The sequence below is a fragment of the Psychroflexus aurantiacus genome (genome assembly GCF_010820555.1).
In the GTDB taxonomy this organism is placed as follows: domain Bacteria; phylum Bacteroidota; class Bacteroidia; order Flavobacteriales; family Flavobacteriaceae; genus Psychroflexus; species Psychroflexus aurantiacus.
The window spans coordinates 162,532-183,340 of sequence record NZ_JAAIKD010000004.1 but is presented as its reverse complement, the minus strand read 5'-3'; the positions used below and the strand labels follow the sequence as shown (position 1 = coordinate 183,340).

The 20,809-nt window shown below is 41.5% G+C and carries 12 protein-coding genes; 6 read left to right on the top strand and 6 right to left on the bottom strand.

Annotated elements, in window-relative coordinates:
• Nucleotides 1-210: 210 nt before the first annotated feature.
• Nucleotides 211-2,043: a CocE/NonD family hydrolase gene (locus G3567_RS08325; protein WP_164004874.1), complete on the bottom strand. Its 1,833-nt coding sequence runs from the start codon at nucleotides 2,041-2,043 to the stop codon at nucleotides 211-213.
• Between the two features lie 319 nt (nucleotides 2,044-2,362).
• Between G3567_RS08325 and G3567_RS08320 the strand changes: the two genes are divergently transcribed.
• Entirely contained in the window at nucleotides 2,363-2,530 is a 168-nt protein-coding gene (locus G3567_RS08320; protein WP_164004873.1) for a hypothetical protein, read from the top strand.
• 240 nt (nucleotides 2,531-2,770) lie between these two features.
• Here G3567_RS08320 and recG read toward each other — a convergent pair whose 3' ends face one another.
• The 4 genes from recG to G3567_RS08300 form a co-directional block, all read right to left on the bottom strand.
• Nucleotides 2,771-4,873 carry an ATP-dependent DNA helicase RecG gene (gene recG / locus G3567_RS08315; protein ID WP_164004872.1) on the bottom strand — a complete coding sequence of 701 codons (2,103 nt, stop codon included), beginning with the start codon at nucleotides 4,871-4,873 and terminating at the stop codon, nucleotides 2,771-2,773.
• Between the two features lie 176 nt (nucleotides 4,874-5,049).
• Nucleotides 5,050-6,342, bottom strand: a complete 1,293-nt coding sequence (locus G3567_RS08310) for an amidohydrolase family protein (protein WP_164004871.1) — start codon at nucleotides 6,340-6,342, stop codon at nucleotides 5,050-5,052.
• 1 nt (nucleotide 6,343) lies between these two features.
• Nucleotides 6,344-9,334, bottom strand: coding sequence for an amidohydrolase family protein (locus G3567_RS08305; protein ID WP_164004870.1), 2,991 nt, complete (start codon nucleotides 9,332-9,334; stop codon nucleotides 6,344-6,346).
• 27 nt (nucleotides 9,335-9,361) lie between these two features.
• Nucleotides 9,362-10,420 carry a DUF3810 domain-containing protein gene (locus G3567_RS08300; protein ID WP_164004869.1) on the bottom strand — a complete coding sequence of 353 codons (1,059 nt, stop codon included), beginning with the start codon at nucleotides 10,418-10,420 and terminating at the stop codon, nucleotides 9,362-9,364.
• A 140-nt stretch (nucleotides 10,421-10,560) separates the two neighbouring features.
• On the opposite strand from G3567_RS08300, the gene purL reads away from it, so the two are divergent.
• The 5 genes from purL (at nucleotide 10,561) to G3567_RS08275 (ending at nucleotide 19,882) form a co-directional block, all read left to right on the top strand.
• Nucleotides 10,561-14,217 carry a phosphoribosylformylglycinamidine synthase gene (gene purL / locus G3567_RS08295; RefSeq protein ID WP_164004868.1) on the top strand — a complete coding sequence of 1,219 codons (3,657 nt, stop codon included), beginning with the start codon at nucleotides 10,561-10,563 and terminating at the stop codon, nucleotides 14,215-14,217.
• Nucleotides 14,218-14,220: 3 nt separating this feature from the next.
• The gene (locus tag G3567_RS08290; protein WP_164004867.1) at nucleotides 14,221-14,721 is read left to right on the top strand and encodes a cupin domain-containing protein; all 501 of its coding nucleotides are present in this window, start codon (nucleotides 14,221-14,223) and stop codon (nucleotides 14,719-14,721) included.
• A gap of 292 nt (nucleotides 14,722-15,013) precedes the next feature.
• Nucleotides 15,014-16,690 carry a gamma-glutamyltransferase gene (ggt, locus tag G3567_RS08285; RefSeq protein ID WP_164004866.1) on the top strand — a complete coding sequence of 559 codons (1,677 nt, stop codon included), beginning with the start codon at nucleotides 15,014-15,016 and terminating at the stop codon, nucleotides 16,688-16,690.
• A 132-nt stretch (nucleotides 16,691-16,822) separates the two neighbouring features.
• The gene (locus G3567_RS08280; RefSeq protein WP_164004865.1) at nucleotides 16,823-18,598 is read left to right on the top strand and encodes an AMP-dependent synthetase/ligase; all 1,776 of its coding nucleotides are present in this window, start codon (nucleotides 16,823-16,825) and stop codon (nucleotides 18,596-18,598) included.
• A 90-nt stretch (nucleotides 18,599-18,688) separates the two neighbouring features.
• On the top strand, nucleotides 18,689-19,882 hold the full coding sequence (locus G3567_RS08275; protein ID WP_164004864.1) for an LETM1-related biofilm-associated protein: 1,194 nt from the start codon (nucleotides 18,689-18,691) through the stop codon (nucleotides 19,880-19,882).
• Between the two features lie 79 nt (nucleotides 19,883-19,961).
• Here G3567_RS08275 and G3567_RS08270 read toward each other — a convergent pair whose 3' ends face one another.
• Complete coding sequence (locus tag G3567_RS08270) at nucleotides 19,962-20,807, bottom strand: head GIN domain-containing protein (protein WP_164004863.1); 846 nt, start codon at nucleotides 20,805-20,807, stop codon at nucleotides 19,962-19,964.
• Nucleotides 20,808-20,809: the final 2 nt, after the last annotated feature.

Sequence of the window (20,809 nt, the reverse complement as noted above, 5' to 3'; positions counted from 1 at the left end):
ATTAAATCACTGATAGATCCCCCACCTAACCTTCCTTACTTCTATAAACTCAATACAGGCAAGGGAGGAGATTCTCGAAATTATTCCCTTAAAGGGATTTTAGGGGTGCTTTCATCCCACTCAAATTAGAAACTAGAAGATCAGACCAGACTTCAACCAAAAAACCCCAAGCGCTAGCTCTGGGGTTTTCCGTTAATTAAATAATGCATTTTACTTCACCACAGGAAGCACGATTTTGGAATCTCCATAAATGGTATGCGTATGCGTTTCGAAGTCCTCTTCATCCGCTTCAAAGATATTGTCGACATACTTCTGTGGATTTCTATCGATGTAAGGAAAAAAGGTACTCTGTACCTGTATCTGTAACTTATGGCCTTTTTTGAAGGTATGATTGATGTCCTGCAAAGCAAAGTCAACGCTGGTTTTCTTACCTGGCACAAATGGCTTCGGATCAGAAAAACTCTCTCTGTAACGACCTCTGAAGACTTCGCTTCTTACCATCATATGGTAATTACTCATCCTCAGGTGATCCTGCATTTCTTCAGAATCTTCGGCATCTGCTGGATATACGTCAATGACTTTTACAATCCAGTCGGCTGCCGTACCCGTGGTCGCCACTTCCAAAGCGGCCATAATCTCGCCAGACAATTTCATGTCTTCTTGAAGGACTTCGGTTTCATATACCATCACATCCGGACGACGGGCTGCAAAACGCTGATCGTCGGTCATGAATTTTCTTGGGGTAAAGGTTACCTTGATGTCCTCCGTAAACGGCACGGGTTTGGTAATGTCACTTACAAATTTATTTTCAAAATCCGGTTTTGGTTCCATGCTCAGATTCTGATTATCCACGAGGTAGAAATCCGTAGCGGTCGCATTTTCCGGCGGCCACATATCGTAAGCGTTCCATTCCATGGCGCCGGTATCATAAACCGAAGCTTCAGGAATATCAAATTCTTTTTCACCCTTCAAAAAGTGATTAAAGAATTCGGTTTCATAATCCAGCTGGAAGTTTTCGGATAAGTTATCTCCAAAAAAAATATTTCCCACCGCCTGTCTCTTTTTCAGTCTGGCCCAGTCTCCATGACTCCACGGTCCAAACACCAAAGCATTATAGTTATCGCTGTTCTTTTCCAGACTCTTATAAATTTCAAAAGGTCCGTAAAGATCTTCCGCGTCAAATAAACCACCGACAGTCAGTACCGCTGGTTTTACATTTTTCATGTGCTGAACCAGTCCGCGCTTTTGCCAGAATTCATCATAGTCCGGATGATCTTTCAGTTGCTGCCAGAACACATTGTCTTCACCATAATATTTATCGAGGTTTTTCAACGGACCTATATCCAAAAAGAATTGATAGGCATCTCTTGTGCCAATATCCGGCACCGAGTACCAGGCTTCGGTGACTGGTCCTTCTTTGTCGTAACCAAATACAGAAGTGGCAATCCAGTAGCTCAGCAAGTAAGCTCCGTTATGGTGAAAATCGTCAAAATAAAAGTCACCAATCGGCGCCTGAGGCGAAGCTGCTTTCAAAGCGGGATGATCGGATAACACCGACATGGCCGCATAATGACCCGGATACGAAATACCCCAGGTTCCTACGTTTCCGTTGTTGTTTTCCACGTTGTTCACCAGCCAGTCTATGGTATCGTAAGTATCGGAGGCTTCATCGCTCTGCTTTCCTGTTTTGTTGGGAATATAGGCACGCATATTATCGTAAGTTCCTCCACTCATCCAGCGTCCGCGCACATCCTGATACACAATGATGTTTCCCTGTTCCATCAGGAATTTATTTGGACCGATTTGGCGTCTGTACTGATCTTCCCCGTAAGGTCTGGAACTGTAGGGCGTTCGCTGCATCAATATCGGATAGGCTTTCGTTTTATCCTTTGGCGTATAAATGGTCGTATGCAATTTTACGCCATCACGCATTTCGATAGCTACTTCCTGCTTGTCGTAATTGGCTTTCACATCGTATTGAGCCATCACGCTGGAAACCGCGCACAGCAAAAATAAGAGCAAACCAAACTTTAAATGTTTCATAGAGTTCATTATTTATTCTAGGACTTAAAAATACAGATTTAGTTTAAAACTTCAGGTATATTCTGGAGTTGACTTTTTTATGCTGAATTTAAACATTATAATTTAAAGCTATGAAATACATTTCTTAAAGCGACTCAATAGCTTAAGCCTACTGCTTGAAGGGATGATTTCTTCAATTAAAATTGCTATGAGACAAAAACGAAAAGAAGTTAATCTTAAGAACGATTGAAAATTTACTCATTTCCTTCGATTCTAAATATTTAAATTATTTAGGAGAACTTTCAGTGTTATAGACACTAAAAAAACGAACAATTTTTCTTTGTCAGAAGTTGAAAAAATTCTGCCAAATGGTAAATCGGTTGACTTTGATATGATGATTCAAAACCCAAAAAAGAGAGTTCTAATTGAGGTTCTAAACATTCAAATAAATCCAAAAAAAATCGAAAATGAAGTAAATAGTATAAAAAATTCATTAACGGCAGATTAGAAAGGAAAGTAGCAGATAAAAAATCTAATTTGAAGAATGACGGGAATATTCACTTGGTTCCTGTTATCTGGGGCGGGCATGAACAAATTAAAATTTACCAAGAATATTATAAAACGAATTCAGCTGATTTACCACTAAGTTATGAGCCGCTGCATTTTTAAACTATTTTGATCAGCATGATAATTATTTTCCAAAATTTGGTTCTATAAGTACGTTATTCGATTTTAAATGAAAATCAAATCAACTAATATAATTCCAGATTGTCTGGTCTTTAAACATCGCTCGGTAAGTCAGGTTGATCATCTTGTGCTCGTCCATCTGGAAGTTGAGGTCAACTTTGATGACATGGTGGGCATAACTCCTGGCGGTTTTTAAGATCTGATTATCCTTGACCAAATCAGCTATTTTTAAGTTCAGAATTCCGCTTTGCTGGGTGCCCATCAGGTTTCCGGGACCACGCAATTTCAAATCCACCTCAGCAATCTGAAAGCCGTCATTGGTAGCCGTCATGGTTTCCATTCGGGTTTTCCCATCAGAACTTAACTTCTTACCGGTGATGAGCACACAATAGCTTTGCTCCGCCCCTCGTCCTACCCGGCCACGTAACTGGTGAAGCTGTGACAAACCAAAGCGTTCGGCACTTTCGATAATCATCAAACTCGCATTGGGCACATTCACACCCACTTCAATCACCGTGGTCGCCACCATGATCTGGGTTTTACCTTTCACGAAACGCTCCATCTCGTAAGCTTTATCTTCGGGCTTCATCTTGCCGTGAACAATAGACACCTGGTACTTCGGCTTTGGGAATTCCCGTTCGATGCTGGCATAACCATCCATCAAGTCTTTATAATCAAAATTAGCCGATTCTTCAATCAAGGGATACACAATATACACCTGCCGCCCTTTATCGATTTCATCTTTGATGAATTTAAACACTTTCAATCGGTTGCTGTCATAGCGATGCACGGTTTTGATGGCTTTCCGACCAGGAGGTAATTCATCTATGACAGACACATCCAGATCTCCGTACAGGCTCATGGCAAGTGTTCTGGGGATGGGTGTCGCGGTCATCACCAAGACGTGTGGCGGCAATGAATTTTTCTTCCAGAGTTTAGCCCGCTGAGCCACTCCAAATCTATGCTGCTCATCGATCACTGCCAGACCCAGATTTTTAAACTGAACCGTGTCTTCAATCAGGGCATGCGTGCCTATCAAAATGTGTAAGTCCCCGTTACGAAGACGTTCGTGCAGGATGGTTCTGTCTTTCTTTTTGGTGGAACCCGTAAGCAATGCAACTTCAACCCCAATAGGTTCACAAAGTTCTGATAAGCCTTCATAATGCTGAGTTGCCAGAATTTCTGTTGGTGCCATCAGACAAGCCTGGAAGCCGTTATCAATGGCCATGAGCATGGTCATCAGGGCCACTATAGTCTTTCCAGACCCCACATCGCCTTGCAGCAGTCTGTTCATTTGGGCGTTGCTGCCCAGGTCTTTTCGAATTTCTTTTAACACGCGCTTTTGAGCATTGGTCAGTTCAAAAGGCAGCACCGACTTATAAAAGGTATTAAAATACTCACCAACCTGTTCAAAGGGAAATCCCTTGATTTTGGCTTTATGCACCGCATTTTTTCTCAGCAACTGCAGCTGGATGTAATAGAACTCTTCAAATTTCAGCCGAAATTGTGCTTTGGATAGCAATTCTGCAGACTGAGGGAAATGCACATGGCGCATGGCTTCCGTTTTGGAAAGCATTTTCAGATCGGATAAGACATTATGGGGTAAAGTTTCCTGAAAGGTTTTAGCCTGTTCGAGCAAGCCAAAAATCAAGGTGCTGATGACTCGATTGGATATTCCCCGCTTACTCAGCTTCTCGGTGGAAGGATAGACCGGCTGAAGCCGGATTTGAGATTTGATTTTAGAATTGTCAAGCTCATCAATCTCAGGATGTGGCATCGAAAAACTCCCTTTAAAGTGATTTAGTTTACCAAAAATCACATAAGGCGTGTCGATTTTCAAGTTTTCAAGAATCCACTTATGGCCGCGAAACCAAACCAGTTCCATAGACCCTGTTTCATCTTCAAAATCGGCTACCAGGCGTTTACCGCGTTTCATGGGCAGGGTTCGCACATTGGTGATTTTACCGATGATTTGAACTTCAGCAGACGTATCCTGCAGCTCAGAAATTTTATAAAATCGAGACTTGTCGATATAGCGAAAAGGAAAGAACTGAAGCAGATCCTGAAACCTGTGAATACCCAACTCCGTTTTGAGCAAATCGGCCCGGCCCGGACCGACGCCTTTAAGATATTCTATAGGAGTTTGTAGGGTTTTCGTATCCATAAAACGAAAATACTATATTTGATGAGAAGGAGAATTTAAAGCATAAAAAAAGCTGCTCATTTAGAACAGCTTTTTTTATGACTTTAAGTTAAAACTATAAATTACGCTACCTTGAGCCCAGTCGAAAGGTCTTTAACAAATGTCTGGACTGCGCTCAACATAACATTTAAATACAATTAATCCTGGTATTTATTTGAATAGCGTTCATACAATTCAGTCTGGTGAGTTTCCAGGCTCACATCTCTTCCCTGAATGTAAACATCCGTCAGAATATTGCCTCTCATATCCAGCGCATCTCCTTCACTTACAAAAAGCGTAGCGTCTTTGCCAACTTCCAAAGATCCAATCCGATCTTCCATACCCAGAATTTTGGCAGTATTGAGGGTTATCATTTGCACTGCCATTTCCTTGTCAACGCCAAAAGCTGCAGCAGTTCCCGCATAAAACGGCAGGTTTCTGGAATTCATACGCTCCATACGTCCGCTACCCTCAAGGGCTACCAAAACGCCTGCATCATGCAATAATTTAGGCAGTTTATAAGGCAAATCATAATCATCATCTTCAAAATTCGGATTCAGATGCGTACGCTGAACAAGGACTGAAATATCGTTTGCTGCCAGATCTTGAGCTACCTTGTGGGCATGATATCCGCCTACAATAGTGACTCTGTCCAGTTTCATTTTTTGTTTAAAACTGATGACATCTCTGATTTCTTTTTCACCTTCTACATGAATAAACAGAGCCTTGGAAGCATCAAATAACCCGGCCATAGCTTCATATTCTAGATCTTTATCGGCAGATCCGGGAACATAAGCCCTGGCGTTATTAAAATAGGCCACCACTTCGTCTATCTCTCCGGTATAGTCTTTATTCTTTTCCCATACCCTGTCGGCATCATACCAGTTTCCGCTTCGGCTGAAACCCCTTGGCCAGTTCATATGAATCGCATCATTTTCCTTGATTACAGCATCTTCCCAGTTCCAGGCATCAAACTGAACCACAGAAGAGGTTCCTGAAATACGTCCGCCTTTTGGAGTGATCTGTCCCATCAAAACGCCGTTTGGACGCATGCTTTCTACAATTTTACTTTCGGCATTATAGGCTATCAAACTTCTCACGTGCGGAAGCATCTTCCCCAGTTCATCTTCATCATTTGTGGCCGCAACCGCATCGATTTCAACCAGGCCTAAGGTAGCATTTGGTGCTATAAATCCTGGATATACGTGTTTCCCCTTGGCATCTATAAGCTTGCCTTTGGCTTCAGACACATCGGTCCCTACGTAGGTAATCTTTCCATTCTCAAAAACAACAACGGAGTTCTCAACCACGTCTGTATTTCCAATATGCGCTGTACCCCCTACTATTGAGATAGCCTGGGTTTGTTTAGGTGCTGGTGTTTGTTGCGCCTGACTTGAAAATACCAGGGCTAACGCAATAAAGCAACTTGTCAGTATGTGTTTATAATTCATCTTATTCGTGTATATGGTTAATGTCATCTAAACTGTCACAGTGAAGAAAAACTTTTTCTTGTTTCTTAATCGGTTGGGTTTTCAGGCCTTTGTTTTTGACTTTCATCATTTTATTGATTAAGAATTGTCTTTCCTCCTGAACTCGCTCTCTCATGGCTAAATCCTTCTCGATATCGAAGTAAACAACCCCTTCAATAATGGTTTTCTCGGGTGTAGCATAAATCGATAGCGGATCTCCGTTCCAAAGCACCACATCGGCGTCTTTCCCTTCTTTGATACTTCCTACTCTGTCATCAATATGAAGCAGTTTTGCAGGGTTCAGGGTTACAAATTTCCAGGCGTCTTCCGCTGGAACTCCGCCATATTTCATGGATTTGGCTGCTTCCTGGTTTAGACGTCTAATCATTTCACCATCATCACTGTTAATGGCTACGGTTACCCCCTGGTTGTGCATGATGGCTGCATTAAAAGGAATAGCGTCATTAACTTCGTACTTATAAGCCCACCAGTCACTGAAGGTTGAACCACCAGCGCCATGTTCTGCCATAATATCTGCTACCTTATAGCCTTCCAGTATGTGCGTGAAGGTATTGACTGTAAAATCAAATTCTTCGGCGACTTTCATCAGCATGTTGATTTCACTTTGAACATAGGAATGACAGCTGATGTAACGCTCACCATTTAATATTTCCAGTAATGTTTCCATTTCATCATCGTGACGATAGGCTTCTCCTGAAGCTTTTTTCTCACCGTAAGCTTTAGCCTGTGTAAAATAATCTCTAAAGACCTGCTCCACTCCCATTCGGGTTTGTGGAAATCTTGAGTTTCCACCCCAGTTGGATTGTTTAACGTTTTCTCCTAAAGCAAATTTGATGTGCTTTGGGGTGTTGTCATAAATTAAATCCTCAGCATTTTCTCCCCACTTGAGTTTTAAAACTGCAGAGCGTCCGCCAATAGGGTTGGCAGAACCATGAAGCAACTGAATACTGGTTACACCACCAGCCAAAGATCTGTAAATACTGATATCATCGGGATCTACGGCATCTTCCATAGTCACTTCAGCAGAAGAATTGTGTCCGCCTTCGTTGATCGATGTTCCGGCTATGTGAGAATGCTCGTCTATGATACCGGCGGTTAAAAACTTACCGGTTCCGTCGATAACCTCAGCTCTTCCATCACTTAAGTCTTTACCAATCTTAGCTATCTTTCCGTCTTTCAATAATACATCGGTATTTTCCAGAGTCCCTTCCGCTTCCCCGGTAATAACCGTTGCGTTTTTAATCAATATACGCTCTGGTTGCGACTGGGCAGAAGCTCTTCCATACGACGAATTGGGATAAGTCATGGAAAGCATTTCCATAGCTTTTTCTTCTTCTTTATTGTCCTCCTCTTCTTGTTTTGAAGTGGATTCAGTTTGTTTTTGAATGGCTCTAAATCTTGTCGTATTACCATCCCCTAAGATGGCTTTACCGTCAAAATTTGCCTGGAAAGGCTGAATTTTTGAGGTAAGAAGCGCATATTCTTCTTTGGATTTGTCGGCATCACTCAAGACTAAGGTCATCCATTCGTCTTCATACGTGAGTTTACTTCCAAGCTTCAAGGTATCCTGCTTGACTTCAGCAGAAAATTTACCCGATTTATTCTTGATGGTTAATTCATAGGTTTTATCATTCAAAACCAAATCGTATGTCCCTGATATGTCAATCACATCCATAGGCTGCAGACGGTGACGTTGTCCCTGAACCCAGTTTTCATAAATTTTGAAATCCTCTTCAAAAAGTTCTTCTGAAGTAATGATAAAGTTGGCGATCTTACCTTTTTCTAAGGTTCCTAAAAGTTCGGAAGCACCTATGGCTTTGGCAGGCTGAGTCGTTAAACCAGCAAGAGCAGTCTGCTTATCCAGGCCGCGTTCAACCGCTTTCTTCAGATTCTTAAGTAATTCATCCGGGGATTTTAGTCCTTTAGACGTAAACGAAATATCAACGCCGTTCTCTGCAAGAATTTTTGCATTGGAAGGTGCATATTGCCAGTGTTTCATATCTCCAAGCGTAAGATATTCTCTCAAGAAGGGATCTTCCACATCGTAAGCCTCAGGAAACTTAAGCGGTAAAATGAAATGGGCATTAATTTCCTTCAGGTCTTCTATGCGTTTATACTCATCTCCAGACCCGATGATGGTATACTGAACACCAAACTGATCTCCAATTTTATCAGCTCTGAAGGCATCTAAATAATTGTCTACCGAAAATAATTGAGGCATGTTCTTTTTGGCCAGATAAGCTTCAATAGCCAGATCTTTTTCTTCTATGAGGCCGTTTTCATAAGCTTTAGCATCATGGTAAAACTGTCTCAGCAAGGCTGTATATCCCATAATCGAGCTGGGATAGGCCTGACGAGACTGCTTGCTTTTACTAAACTCGTAGTAAAATCCTGACTTATCTTTCAACAGATTTTGGTTGAAATTTTCGCTTTCAGCCAGAGCAAATAAAGCGCCGTTTCCTCTCATAAATCCGTCGGCTATATGCGTATTAACCGCACCAAAACCTGCTTTACGCATGCTCTCTGCTTTTTTCTCATCAAATTTAAAATGAGACTTTGCAGACTGCTCCGGCCTCATGTGATCATTCCAGTAATAGCCCTTTCTGTTTGGGTCATACTGTGGCTGAGATGCTCTTGGCGCAGTGGCAATCTCCTTAATTCCAAAATCTGAATAGACTTCCACAAAAGAAGGATAGACATGTTTGCCTTTCGCATCTACTACTACTGTGTTTTCGGGAAGACTTACATTTTTACCAACTTCAACGATTTCCCCATCCCTGAAAAGCAAGGTAGCGTTTTCAATGGTTTGTGAGGGGGAGACATGAATGATGGCAGACTTAACTGCGGTGTAATTGCTGGTCCGAGTCTTGACTCCTTTGTTCTCGGGAAAATAATCCTGAGCAAAAAGACCAGCACTCAATAAGCAAAATAAAAGAAAGATGTTTTGTTTCATTGAAATTTGATTTAGAGATTAATACTTTTATTGTTGATAATAATTGACAAGTAAAGCCACGACATAGTCGTAACTTTTCATACCCAGTGGCTGGTTATTGACTTTGAGGTAATTCCCGTAGACGGTTTCCATAACTAATTCTACAGGACCGGTGTAGGCTTGCCAAAATTCCTGAACTTCTTTATAATTTTTCATAACTCCAGGACGGAGTTCTGCGATAAGAGCTTCCGATAAAAGAGGATCTTTTTTATACATATCATTGAGACTATACTTCAAAGCAAAAGTTAAACCCGAGTATCGCAAAAATCTGTTATCGTCCTGCATAGTGATGACAGAGGCTATAAAATTAGCTTCATTTTCCTTGGAGTATCCCAGCTGATGACCAATTTCGTGTGCCATGGTTGTAGGTAGTTTATACGTGGGAATTTTATAGTTATATTGTCCTTCGTTGGTAAACGGATTAACATAGCCACTAAAGCCTCCATAGGAAAGCGGCAGGGAAAACATAGATTTTTTTAGATTTTCTACTCGAAACGGGATTTTCAGATCTTCGTTGGTTGAGTTGGTATAGGCTTCAAAAACCCATTGCTGAAGTTGACCCTGCTTAAATTCATAGTCAACTTTCACACTGTCACTCTTGGCCAGTTCAGCATGTAAAACATTGGTTTTCTGAATCAAATCGCAGGTGAAATCAAGTAACTCCTCATGGGTATATTCTGTGGAGATGCCTAAAGACTGATGCAAAGGCAGGCGGTAATAATTGAAGCCCCAGAACAGATGAAACAGAAAGTAAATTAAAGACACAAACGCCAAAGCTTCTAAAAACCGTGTGCCTAATTTTCTAAACCTGCTCTTAATTAAGCCGAACAACCATACCAGCATAAGTATGACAAGCGCTGAATAAAACAAATCCCCAAGCGAAAAAGGTATCCAGGACGTCAGATAATGCTGAAGTTGAGATAAGACCAGAAATAAACCTTCACTGTAATATTTTTCGACCCAGGCAGGCTTTTGTTTCAGCACATAAATCAGAAGCAACTGAAAAGGAAAAAATAAAGCAAGACATTTTAAGGTGGCGTTTTTCAAGTGGTCATTTAATTGTATGATGAACTGTCCGCTACTGGAGTTTAGGTAAATTCAGTTTCAAACTTAATCAATTTTTAAAAATACTCACATATTTATCGTAATTTTGAAGGCGTCAGAACACAACTCAAATCCAAAACGGAATGATCATTTTCTTTAAAGCTGAACCGACGCATTACTTCGCAGTTTCTCTTGTAAAACGTCCAGATTACGAAACCATCAAAAAATTCAAATGGGTATTTGGCGATGCTCAATTCGTTGATGAAAAACAGATCGACGGGCAGTTTATCGGACCGCGTCAGGTGATGATTACCCCCTGGAGCACCAATGCTGTGGAAATCACTCAAAACATGGGAATCGATGATGTTCAGAGAATTGAGGAGTTTTATGAGGTGACTTCGGAAGAGAAGGATTTCGATAAAATGCTTTTTCAAAAGTATGATGGCCTGGATCAGGAAATTTTCACCATTGATATCCAACCTGATCCTGTTCTAGATATAGATGACATAGCGGAATACAATCAACAGGAAGGCCTGGCGCTTAATGAGGAAGAAGTCAGTTATTTGGAAAACCTTTCCGAAAAACTGGGCCGTAAATTAACCGATGCTGAAGTCTTTGGTTTTTCTCAGGTCAATTCAGAGCACTGCAGACATAAAATCTTTAACGGCACCTTTATCATTGATGGCGAAGAGCAGCCTGAATCGCTTTTCAAACTCATTCGTAAAACCTCTGAAACGCATCCCAACAGTATCGTTTCGGCCTATAAAGACAACGTAGCTTTCATCAAAGGACCACAGGTTGAGCAGTTTGCTCCTATCCGTCCTGAAATGGCTTCAGAATATAAAAATTCAATATTCAATTCTGTAATTTCTCTAAAAGCAGAAACCCACAATTTCCCGACTACGGTAGAGCCCTTCAATGGAGCTGCCACAGGTAGCGGGGGTGAAATAAGAGACCGGCTTGCCGGCGGTAAAGGCTCTTTACCATTAGCCGGATCTGCTGTATATATGACCTCTTACCCAAGACATACCGATTCCAAGGCCTGGGAGAAAGCAATCCCTAAACGGGAATGGCTGTACCAGAGTCCACTGGACATCCTGATTAAAGCCTCCGACGGCGCCTCAGATTTTGGAAATAAATTTGGTCAGCCGCTCATCAACGGTTCTTTGTTCACCTTCGAACATGAGGAACATAATCGGTTTTTAGCCTACGATAAAGTCATCATGCTAGCCGGTGGTGTTGGTTACGGCAAAGCCGATCAGGCTCTAAAGGATGTTCCCAAAAAAGGCGATGATATCGTAATACTGGGGGGCGACAACTACAGAATTGGTATGGGAGGTGCTGCCGTGTCTTCTGCGGATACCGGCGAATTCGAAAGCGGTATCGAACTCAACGCCGTGCAGAGATCCAATCCCGAAATGCAAAAAAGAGCGGCCAATGCCATTCGTGCGATGGTCGAACTCGAAGAAAACCCGATTCGCTCCATTCATGATCACGGCGCTGGTGGTCACCTGAACTGTTTGAGTGAATTGGTTGAAGATACGGGTGGTCATATCGATATTGATAAACTTCCCGTGGGCGATCCAACGCTTTCCGCCAAAGAAATCATAGGTAACGAATCTCAGGAACGCATGGGTCTGGTGATTGGAAAAAAAGACTCCGAATTTTTGGAAAAAGTGGCCATACGGGAACGATCTCCGATGTATCGCGTAGGAACGGTCACCGATGACCATCAGTTTGTATTCAAAAATTCCAAAACACAGGAAAAACCTTTGGATCTCAAGCTCGAGGATATGTTTGGGAGTTCCCCTAAAACCATCATGACCGATCGCAGAGTAGAACGAACCTATGCCTCTGCTCAATTCGATACAGATACGATATACACTTACGTTGAAGACTTGCTTCAGCTGGAATCCATCGCGTGTAAAGACTGGCTGGTGAATAAAGTCGATAGATGTGTTTCTGGTCGCGTTGCTGTTCAGCAAACTGTTGGACCCTTGCAGGTCCCCCTCAACAACTGTGGGGTGGTTGCCTTAGATTATAACGGCAAAGAAGGAGTTGCCAGTTCGATTGGCCACTCCCCTGTATCTGGGTTAATCGATCCTGTTGCAGGTGCTAAAAACTCCATCGCTGAAGCCCTGACCAATATTGTCTGGGCGCCTTTAGAACAAGGATTAACTTCGGTTTCACTTTCAGCAAACTGGATGTGGCCCTGTAATAATGAAGGCGAAGATGCCAGACTCTATGATGCTGTAAAAGCCGTTTCAGAATTTTCCATAAATCTGGGAATCAATGTGCCAACCGGTAAGGATTCCTTATCGATGAAGCAGCGTTATAAAGACCAGGAAGTGCTTTCCCCGGGAACGGTGATTATTTCTGCGGCCGGACACTGTAATGAAATCACCCGTGTGATTGAACCGATGTTTCAAAAAGAAGCAGGTTCAGTGTATTATTTGGATTTTTCTCAGCATGACCTGGAACTTGGCGGCTCGGCTTTCTATCAACTTTTGAATAAGGTTGGAAATAAGGCCCCATCCGTCAATGCAGATTCTGAATTCAAAAAGAAATTCAATGCCATTCAAACACTGATCAAACAACATAAACTAGTCAGCGGTCACGATATTTCATCGGGAGGCCTCATCACCACCTTGCTGGAATTGTGCTTTGCTGACAATGATTTAGGCGCTGAACTGGATTTCAAAGCCTTTGAAGAAAAAGATGTGTTCAAACTCTTATTTGCTGAAAATACAGGTATTGTGTTTCAGGCAGATGGAGATTTAACTGCTGATTTTAAAGAACTGGACCTACATCCCCTGTATCTCGGAGAAGTAAACTCAACCGGTAAGCTAAGCATTGCTCTTGATGAGCAAAACCTGAGTTTTGATGTCAATACCTACAGAAACTACTGGTTACAGACCTCTTATGAGTTTGATAAGCATCAGAGTGGAGAACTAAAAGCCAAAGAGCGTCACGAGAACTTTAGAAATAACGGCTTGACCTTCAATTTCCCGGCGCATTTTGATGGAACATTAAAAGCAGTAGAGGGAAAACGCATCAAGGCTGCTATCATACGAGAAAAAGGCTCGAATTCTGAACGTGAGATGGCCAGAGCCATGCATCTGGCGGGGTTTGATGTGAAAGACATCCACATGACCGATTTGATGTCTGGCGAAGAAAACCTGGAAGATGTCCAGTTTATTGCAGCCGTTGGAGGATTTTCCAATTCTGATGTCCTGGGCAGTGCCAAAGGCTGGGCCGGAGCTTTCAAATACAATGAAAACGCCAATCTGGCTTTGCGTAATTTCTTCAACAGGGAAGACACTTTATCGCTTGGGGTTTGTAACGGATGTCAGCTATTTGTAGAGCTTGGACTAATCACACCGCATCATGAAGAAAAACCGAAAATGTTACATAACGACTCAGGAAAGTTTGAATGTCGCTTTACAGCGGTCACAATTTCTGAAAGCAACAGCGTCATGCTGAAGAGTCTGGAAGGCTCTACGCTGGGTATTTGGGCCGCTCATGGGGAAGGTAAATTCCATTTGCCAATGGAAGAACATCAATATTCGATACCTGCAAAATACTTCAGAGAGGAATTCCCATGCAATCCGAATGGCTCAGATTATAATGCCGCCATGCTTTGTGATGAAACTGGAAGACATCTGGTGATGATGCCACACCTGGAGCGATCGACCTTTTCCTGGAACTGGGCACATTATCCCAAGGACAGAAAAACCGACGAGGTTTCTCCCTGGATTGAGGCGTTTCAAAATGCAAAATCCTGGTTCGAAAAAGCTTAACCTATGCTCACTCAGGAACAATTGATTGAAAAATTAGATTTAAAAAAACATCCTGAAGGCGGTTATTTCAAAGAAACCTACAGAAGTGATCTTTCCATTTCTAAAAACGAGTTGCCTTCAGAATTTGAGTCAGATCGAAGTGTATGTACCTGCATCTATTTTATGTTAACAGCTGATGAGTTTTCAGCCTTTCATAAAGTCAATCAGGATGAAGCCTGGCATTTTTATTTAGGGCAAAGAATTTCACTTCACATGATTTCTCCTGAAGGAGACTACTCCAATATCAAAATAGGAGGGGATTTTTCAGCAGGAGAAACCCCTCAGTTTGTGGTTCCTGCTCAGCACTGGTTTGCTGCTGAAATTGAACCTAACAAAGGCTTTGCACTCGTTGGCTGTACGGTTGCTCCCGGCTTTGATTTTAAGGATTTTGCATTAGCGGAACGCCAGCAACTTCAGCAGAAATTTCCCAAACACAGTGAACTCATTTCGAGACTCACACGCTAATTCATCTCTGTTGAAAACCAAAGTCTGTGCTATTTGTCAGGAAGAATTTGAGATACTGTACCGCATCCAAATTGAAAAGGGCAAAACATGGATTTTCGCCTGTAAGGCTTGTTTAGAGAAGCGGCAGAACCTCCCGCATTACAAATACGGAGGAACCTGGAAAGGCAAGAGGCATTAACATGTTTTTTTAAGGAAAGGAAAGATTGATCATAATTTTATTTAGATTCAATGCTTAATAATTATTGAATAAAATATGAAAGGACTAAGGATTAGATCATACAGCCTTTTTTTCATGGCAGCTTTTTGCTTAAGCTGCACAGAGAAAGAACCTAAAAAAGAAGTAAATGAAATAAAAACCATCGTCGCAGACTCTGCTATGGTGGTTTCTGCACGTGAGGAAGCCTCCAGGATAGGTCTGGATATCATGAAAAAAGGCGGAAATGCCTTTGATGCGATGGTGGCGACAGAAATGGCCCTGGCGGTTTGCTATCCTTTTGCAGGTAACCTTGGCGGAGGCGGTTTTATGGTGTACAGGACCCATGATGGCCAAACCGGTGCTTTAGACTACCGGGAAATGGCTCCGTCATTGGCCTCCAAGACCATGTATCTTGATAAAGAGGGCGTTCCCGACCCACAACTGAGCCGACTGGGAAGTCTGGCCATTGGAGTTCCCGGAACAGTCGCAGGCATGTTTAAAGTGCATGAGAAGTTCGGGTCTTTACCGATGGCAGAATTACTTCAGCCAAGTATTGACCTGGCCAGAACCGGATTTGTGGTGACTTCGAAGCAGGCGGATATGCTTAATACACTCCAATCTACCTTCTTACAAGTCAATAAAGACTCTATCCTGTATTCCAGAACATTTCAAAGCGGAGACACGCATAGAAATAGCGCTCTGGCTAATACCCTTGAACGGATTTCTAAACATGGACGTTCTGAATTTTATAATGGAACAACGGCAGAGATTTTGGTAGAGTTTATTTCAAAAAATGGCGGAATTATAAGCCTTCAGGACCTGAAAGCCTATGAAGCGGTGTGGAGAGCACCCATTGAAGTCTCTTATAAAGACCTCAATGTCATTTCCATGTCTCCTCCCTCCAGTGGGGGCATTGTATTAGGTCAGATTTTAATAATGCTCGAAGATTATGAGCTGGAAAGTTTAGGGCATAACTCGTCAAAATATATTCAGTTGCTTGCTGAAGCAGAACGCAGAGCCTATGCAGACCGAAGTTTTTATCTGGGCGATCCGGATTTTGTCGACATCCCAAGGGATAGTCTTCTCAGCAAAAAATATCTGAAACACCGCATGCAGGAGTTTAGCTTTGAAACGGCTACACCTTCAAAAGACATTGAACATGGGGATATCCAGGGCTATAACGAAAGTAAAGAAACCACCCACTACTCCATCGTAGACCAATTCGGCAATGCGATTGCTGCAACCACGACCCTAAACGGCGCTTATGGATCTAAACTTTACAGCAATGAACTCGGTATTTTTCTGAATAACGAAATGGACGATTTTAGCGCAAAACCTGGCTTTCCCAATATGTTCGGACTCATTGGTGCAGAAGCCAATGCTATTGAGCCTGGAAAACGCATGCTGAGTTCCATGACCCCCAGCATCGTGGAAAAGGAGGGAGAATTTTGGATGAGCCTGGGTTCGCCTGGAGGATCCACCATTATCACCTCTGTACTTCAAACTATTTTAAATGTGTACGAATTTGATATGTCTATGCAGGAGGCCGTCAATGCGCCCAGGTTTCATCACCAATGGCTGCCCGATGAAATCACATTTGAACCCCGTGGATTTGACTCTGATTTACTGGACTCTCTAAGAGCTAGAAATTATAAGGTCATTCAACAAGAGTCTAAAATTTTAGGGAAAGTAGATGCCATTTTAAAATTACCAAATGGGAAACTACAGGGAGGTGCTGATTATCGGGGAGATGATACTGCCCTGGGGTTTTAATTCCAAGGATTTGATTTACAGCTACCTAAAATCAGCTTTAAGAATTTCGTAAAATTGTCTTGTTTAAAAAAAAGTTTTAGTAGAATTTAAAGCAAATATTTATTATTTTGCCTTGATAAAATTAAAAACCTCATGGCATCACTAAAACGCTTATTTGATTTCCCATACTACCAGCTCGAAAAATATAATTTAACCGACGCCCTGGTAACCAAATATGACGGGGTATGGAAGTCTACTTCTACCAAAGAATACATCGAACAATTCAATAAAATAAGCCGAGGTCTTTTAAGACTTGGAGTAAAGCCTAATGATAAAGTCGCCATTATTTCTACCAACAACAGAACCGAGTGGAACATTATGGATATTGGTATCATGCAGCTGGGCGCTCAGGACGTTCCTGTTTACCCGACTATTTCTGAAGAAGATTATGCGTATGTGCTTAACCATAGTGAATCCAAGTTTTGTTTTGTCTCTGATAAAGAGGTGTATGACAAAGTCATGGCTATAAAAGGTGAAGTTGAATCTCTAATAGAGGTTTATACATTTGACCAGATAGAAGGAGCCAAAAACTGGACAGAAGTTTTGGACCTGGGTGCAGACGAAAGCAATCAAAGCGAGGTGCTTTCCATCATGAATGAAGTCACCGAAAACGATTTAGCGACCTTAATTTATACTTCAGGGACAACCGGACGACCAAAAGGAGTAATGCTTTCTCATAAAAACATTGCCAGTAATGCCATCAACAGCTCTGCGCGTCTGCCACTAGACAAAGGAAATGCAAAAGCCTTGAGTTTTCTTCCTGTATGTCACGTCTATGAGCGTATGCTGCAGTATATGTATCAGTTTAATGGTGTGAGCATTTATTTTGCAGAATCTATTGAAACGATAAGCGATAACCTGAAAGAAGTAAAACCAGAAGTGATGTCTGCTGTGCCAAGGCTGCTTGAAAAAGTATATGACAAAATCATCGCTAAAGGGGCTGATCTTACGGGTGTAAAGAAAAAACTATTTTTCTGGGCAGTGGAACTTGGTTTGAAATACGAACCTTACGAAGGTAACGGCTGGTGGTATGAAACCCGTTTAAAACTTGCCAGGAAATTGATTTTCAGCAAGTGGCAGGAAGCTTTGGGAGGAAATCTGCAGGTCATTGCATCCGGAAGTGCTGCCTTGCAACCCAGATTAGCAAGGGTTTTTAATGCCGCTGGAATGGGTGTTATGGAAGGTTATGGCCTTACAGAAACCTCACCGGTCGTGTCTGTAAACGATATGCGCGATGGAGGTTTCAAAATAGGAACTGTAGGTCGTCCAATTGCAGATACCGAAGTAAAAATCGCAGAAGATGGCGAAATCCTGGTCAAAGGACCACAGGTTATGATGGGGTATTATAAAGACAAGGAAAAAACAGATGAGGTTTTAAAAGACGGGTATTTCCATACTGGTGATATTGGAGAGATAGATAAAGACGGCTTCTTGAAAATCACAGACCGTAAAAAAGAAATGTTCAAAACGTCTGGAGGAAAGTATATCGCTCCTCAGATCATTGAAAATGTCATGAAGCAATCTCGCTTTATAGAACAAATCATGGTGGTGGGAGAAGGTCAAAAAATGCCGGCAGCCCTGATACAACTGAATAAAGAATTTGTAACAGAATGGGCAGAACGAAAAGATTTAAATCTCGGAGAATCCCTTTCAGAAATGATCAAGCATCAGGAATTAATCGATAGAGTCCAGGAAGAGATAGATTTCTACAATCAGAAGTTTGGCAACTGGGAGAAAATTAAAAAATTCGAATTAACTCCCGATGAATGGACCGTTGAGAATGAACACCTCACGCCTACAATGAAATTGAAAAGAAAAGTGATCAAACAAAAATATATGGATCTTTACAATAAAATTTACTCCAACTAAGGAGTTCACACTTAAAAAAGGAGTCTAATTTTAGGCTCCTTTTTAATTTAAACCGATTATAAAAACAAAAAAATAAAGTTTCTTTGTCCTATGAATCCATCAGCTTCAGGTTGGCTTATTAAGTGTCTGCATCGCATCAGCGAATCCAGCATTCTGTCTTTGAGTGAGAATGAATTTTATGACAAGCTGAGAAGTACCGGTTTTGTTTATGGATCAAGCCAGACCGCCTTGATTCCTCTTAACAAAAACCTTAAATACACCCAGCAGGAATTAGCAAAAATCAACCTCCTTGTCACACTGGTCTATGAGGATCATCAAATCTGTGAAGAGCAGCCTGGCAGCGAAATTATAAGCAGACTTGTAGGCTTTTATGAATCGCTTCATGCTCAAAAAGAATTTCTGAAGTCGATCTTCAAATTCAAAACTAAATCAGAACAAAAACTGGAACAGCTTATTCATAAGCGCGTTCAAACCAATGAAGGGCTTATTCAGAAAAATTTTAGCCATCTTATCACCAACGCCTTGTTGCTAACCGATGTACTGACTTACAGAAAAAGCCTGATGACATCAGTAAAGCCAAGCGAGTACGCTAAAACTTTGGAAAGCTTGATCATGCAAACGGTTTATTTAGCCCTGGATAAAAAAACCAGTAAAACGACTTACGATACACTCATTCTAAAACTTATAAAAAGCTCTTTGCGTTATCATGTCACGGATTCTGAAAAAGCAGTGAAAACCCAGGCTATTGACTACAGTCCGGTACTTAGCAGCATGGGAAGTCTTTATGTCTTCGATCTGGCCTGCATGGCGGTTTACAGCGATGAAGAAATTGAAATCAACGAACTGAAATTCATGAATATCCTGGGATCCAACTTAAATCTTACCGAATCTCAAATCCATAAGAGTATTGAATTTCTATTTCAATTTGTTTCAGAGTACAGACAGCATATTGCCTATTTTCATTTCAGTAACCCACTGAATCACTTTTACCAAAAAAACCAGAAGGCTGTAAAACTCTTGCTAAGCAGAAATAAAAATCGACTTTATAAGGAAATCATCCAGAGCAAAGAACTGGTATATCTGCTTTCCCAGTCTACCCACCGCGAACTGAATGCAGATGAAAAACTGAAAGTTAAAAGTCAACTTTATGACATTTTCAAAAGCATTCCCTCCCTTGCCATTTTCGTGATGCCGGGAGGCAGTGTCTTACTTCCCATTATCATAAAATTCATTCCGCAACTCCTGCCTTCTGCCTTCAATGAAAATTATGAGCAAGATGAGTAACATTCCAGATAGTAGATTAAAACCATTACAAGTACTTTGATTAAGCTGATCATAAGTTAAGGTTTTTAGCCTGGTGGCTTTACTTGATATCTATAGATCCTCCAGACTTTGATTTATTTAATTCTATATCACCTGTTGGCTGGTTTAAATACTTAATGTTTCCACCGCTGCTGGTTTCAGCCTTTAGATTAACGACTGAATACACACTAACATAAGCTCCCGATGAGGCTTTTGATGTGACGTTATCAGATTTTAATCGTTCAGCATCCACATTTGATCCACTTGAAGACTGTACCTTAAGTTCACTTGTCGTTCCTTTAAGGTTAACCTCTGAACCTGAAGACGATTCTACATTGACTGATACGGCATTCACATCCAAGTCTGCTCTGGCACCACTTGAGCTATCTACAAATAAATCATCCAAGTCTAAAACTAAATGAGCAACAGAACCACTTGAGGTTTCTATATTCAAGGTGTTAAGTTCTAAATCCAAGATCACTTCACCTCCACTTGAAAGATCTAAATCGAGTTTTTCAAAATTCAAGCGCTCCGGAGAAGTAACTTTCGTTCCGCTGGATACTTTTAAAGACTCTAATTTTTCAGTAAAATATAGGGTAATCTGTTTTGCATCAGCCTTTGAAACCTGTTTGGAGGCTCTAAGGATTAATTTCCCGTTTTTATTCTCATATTCAAAAACTTCAAATAAATTTTCATTGGCTTCCACTACCATATAGTTGGAAGAAGCAGGTTCTAAAATAACCTCCCAGCCTTTTTTGAGTTCAACCTCTGTAAAGGAATCCAGTAGGATCTGTTCGGTGATGACTTCGCCTTCACCCTCAATTTTATCGAGATAATCGATATTGATGTTACAGCCGAAAAACAGGAAACACAGGCTGGATACTAATGCGTAGGTTATGGTTTTCATAA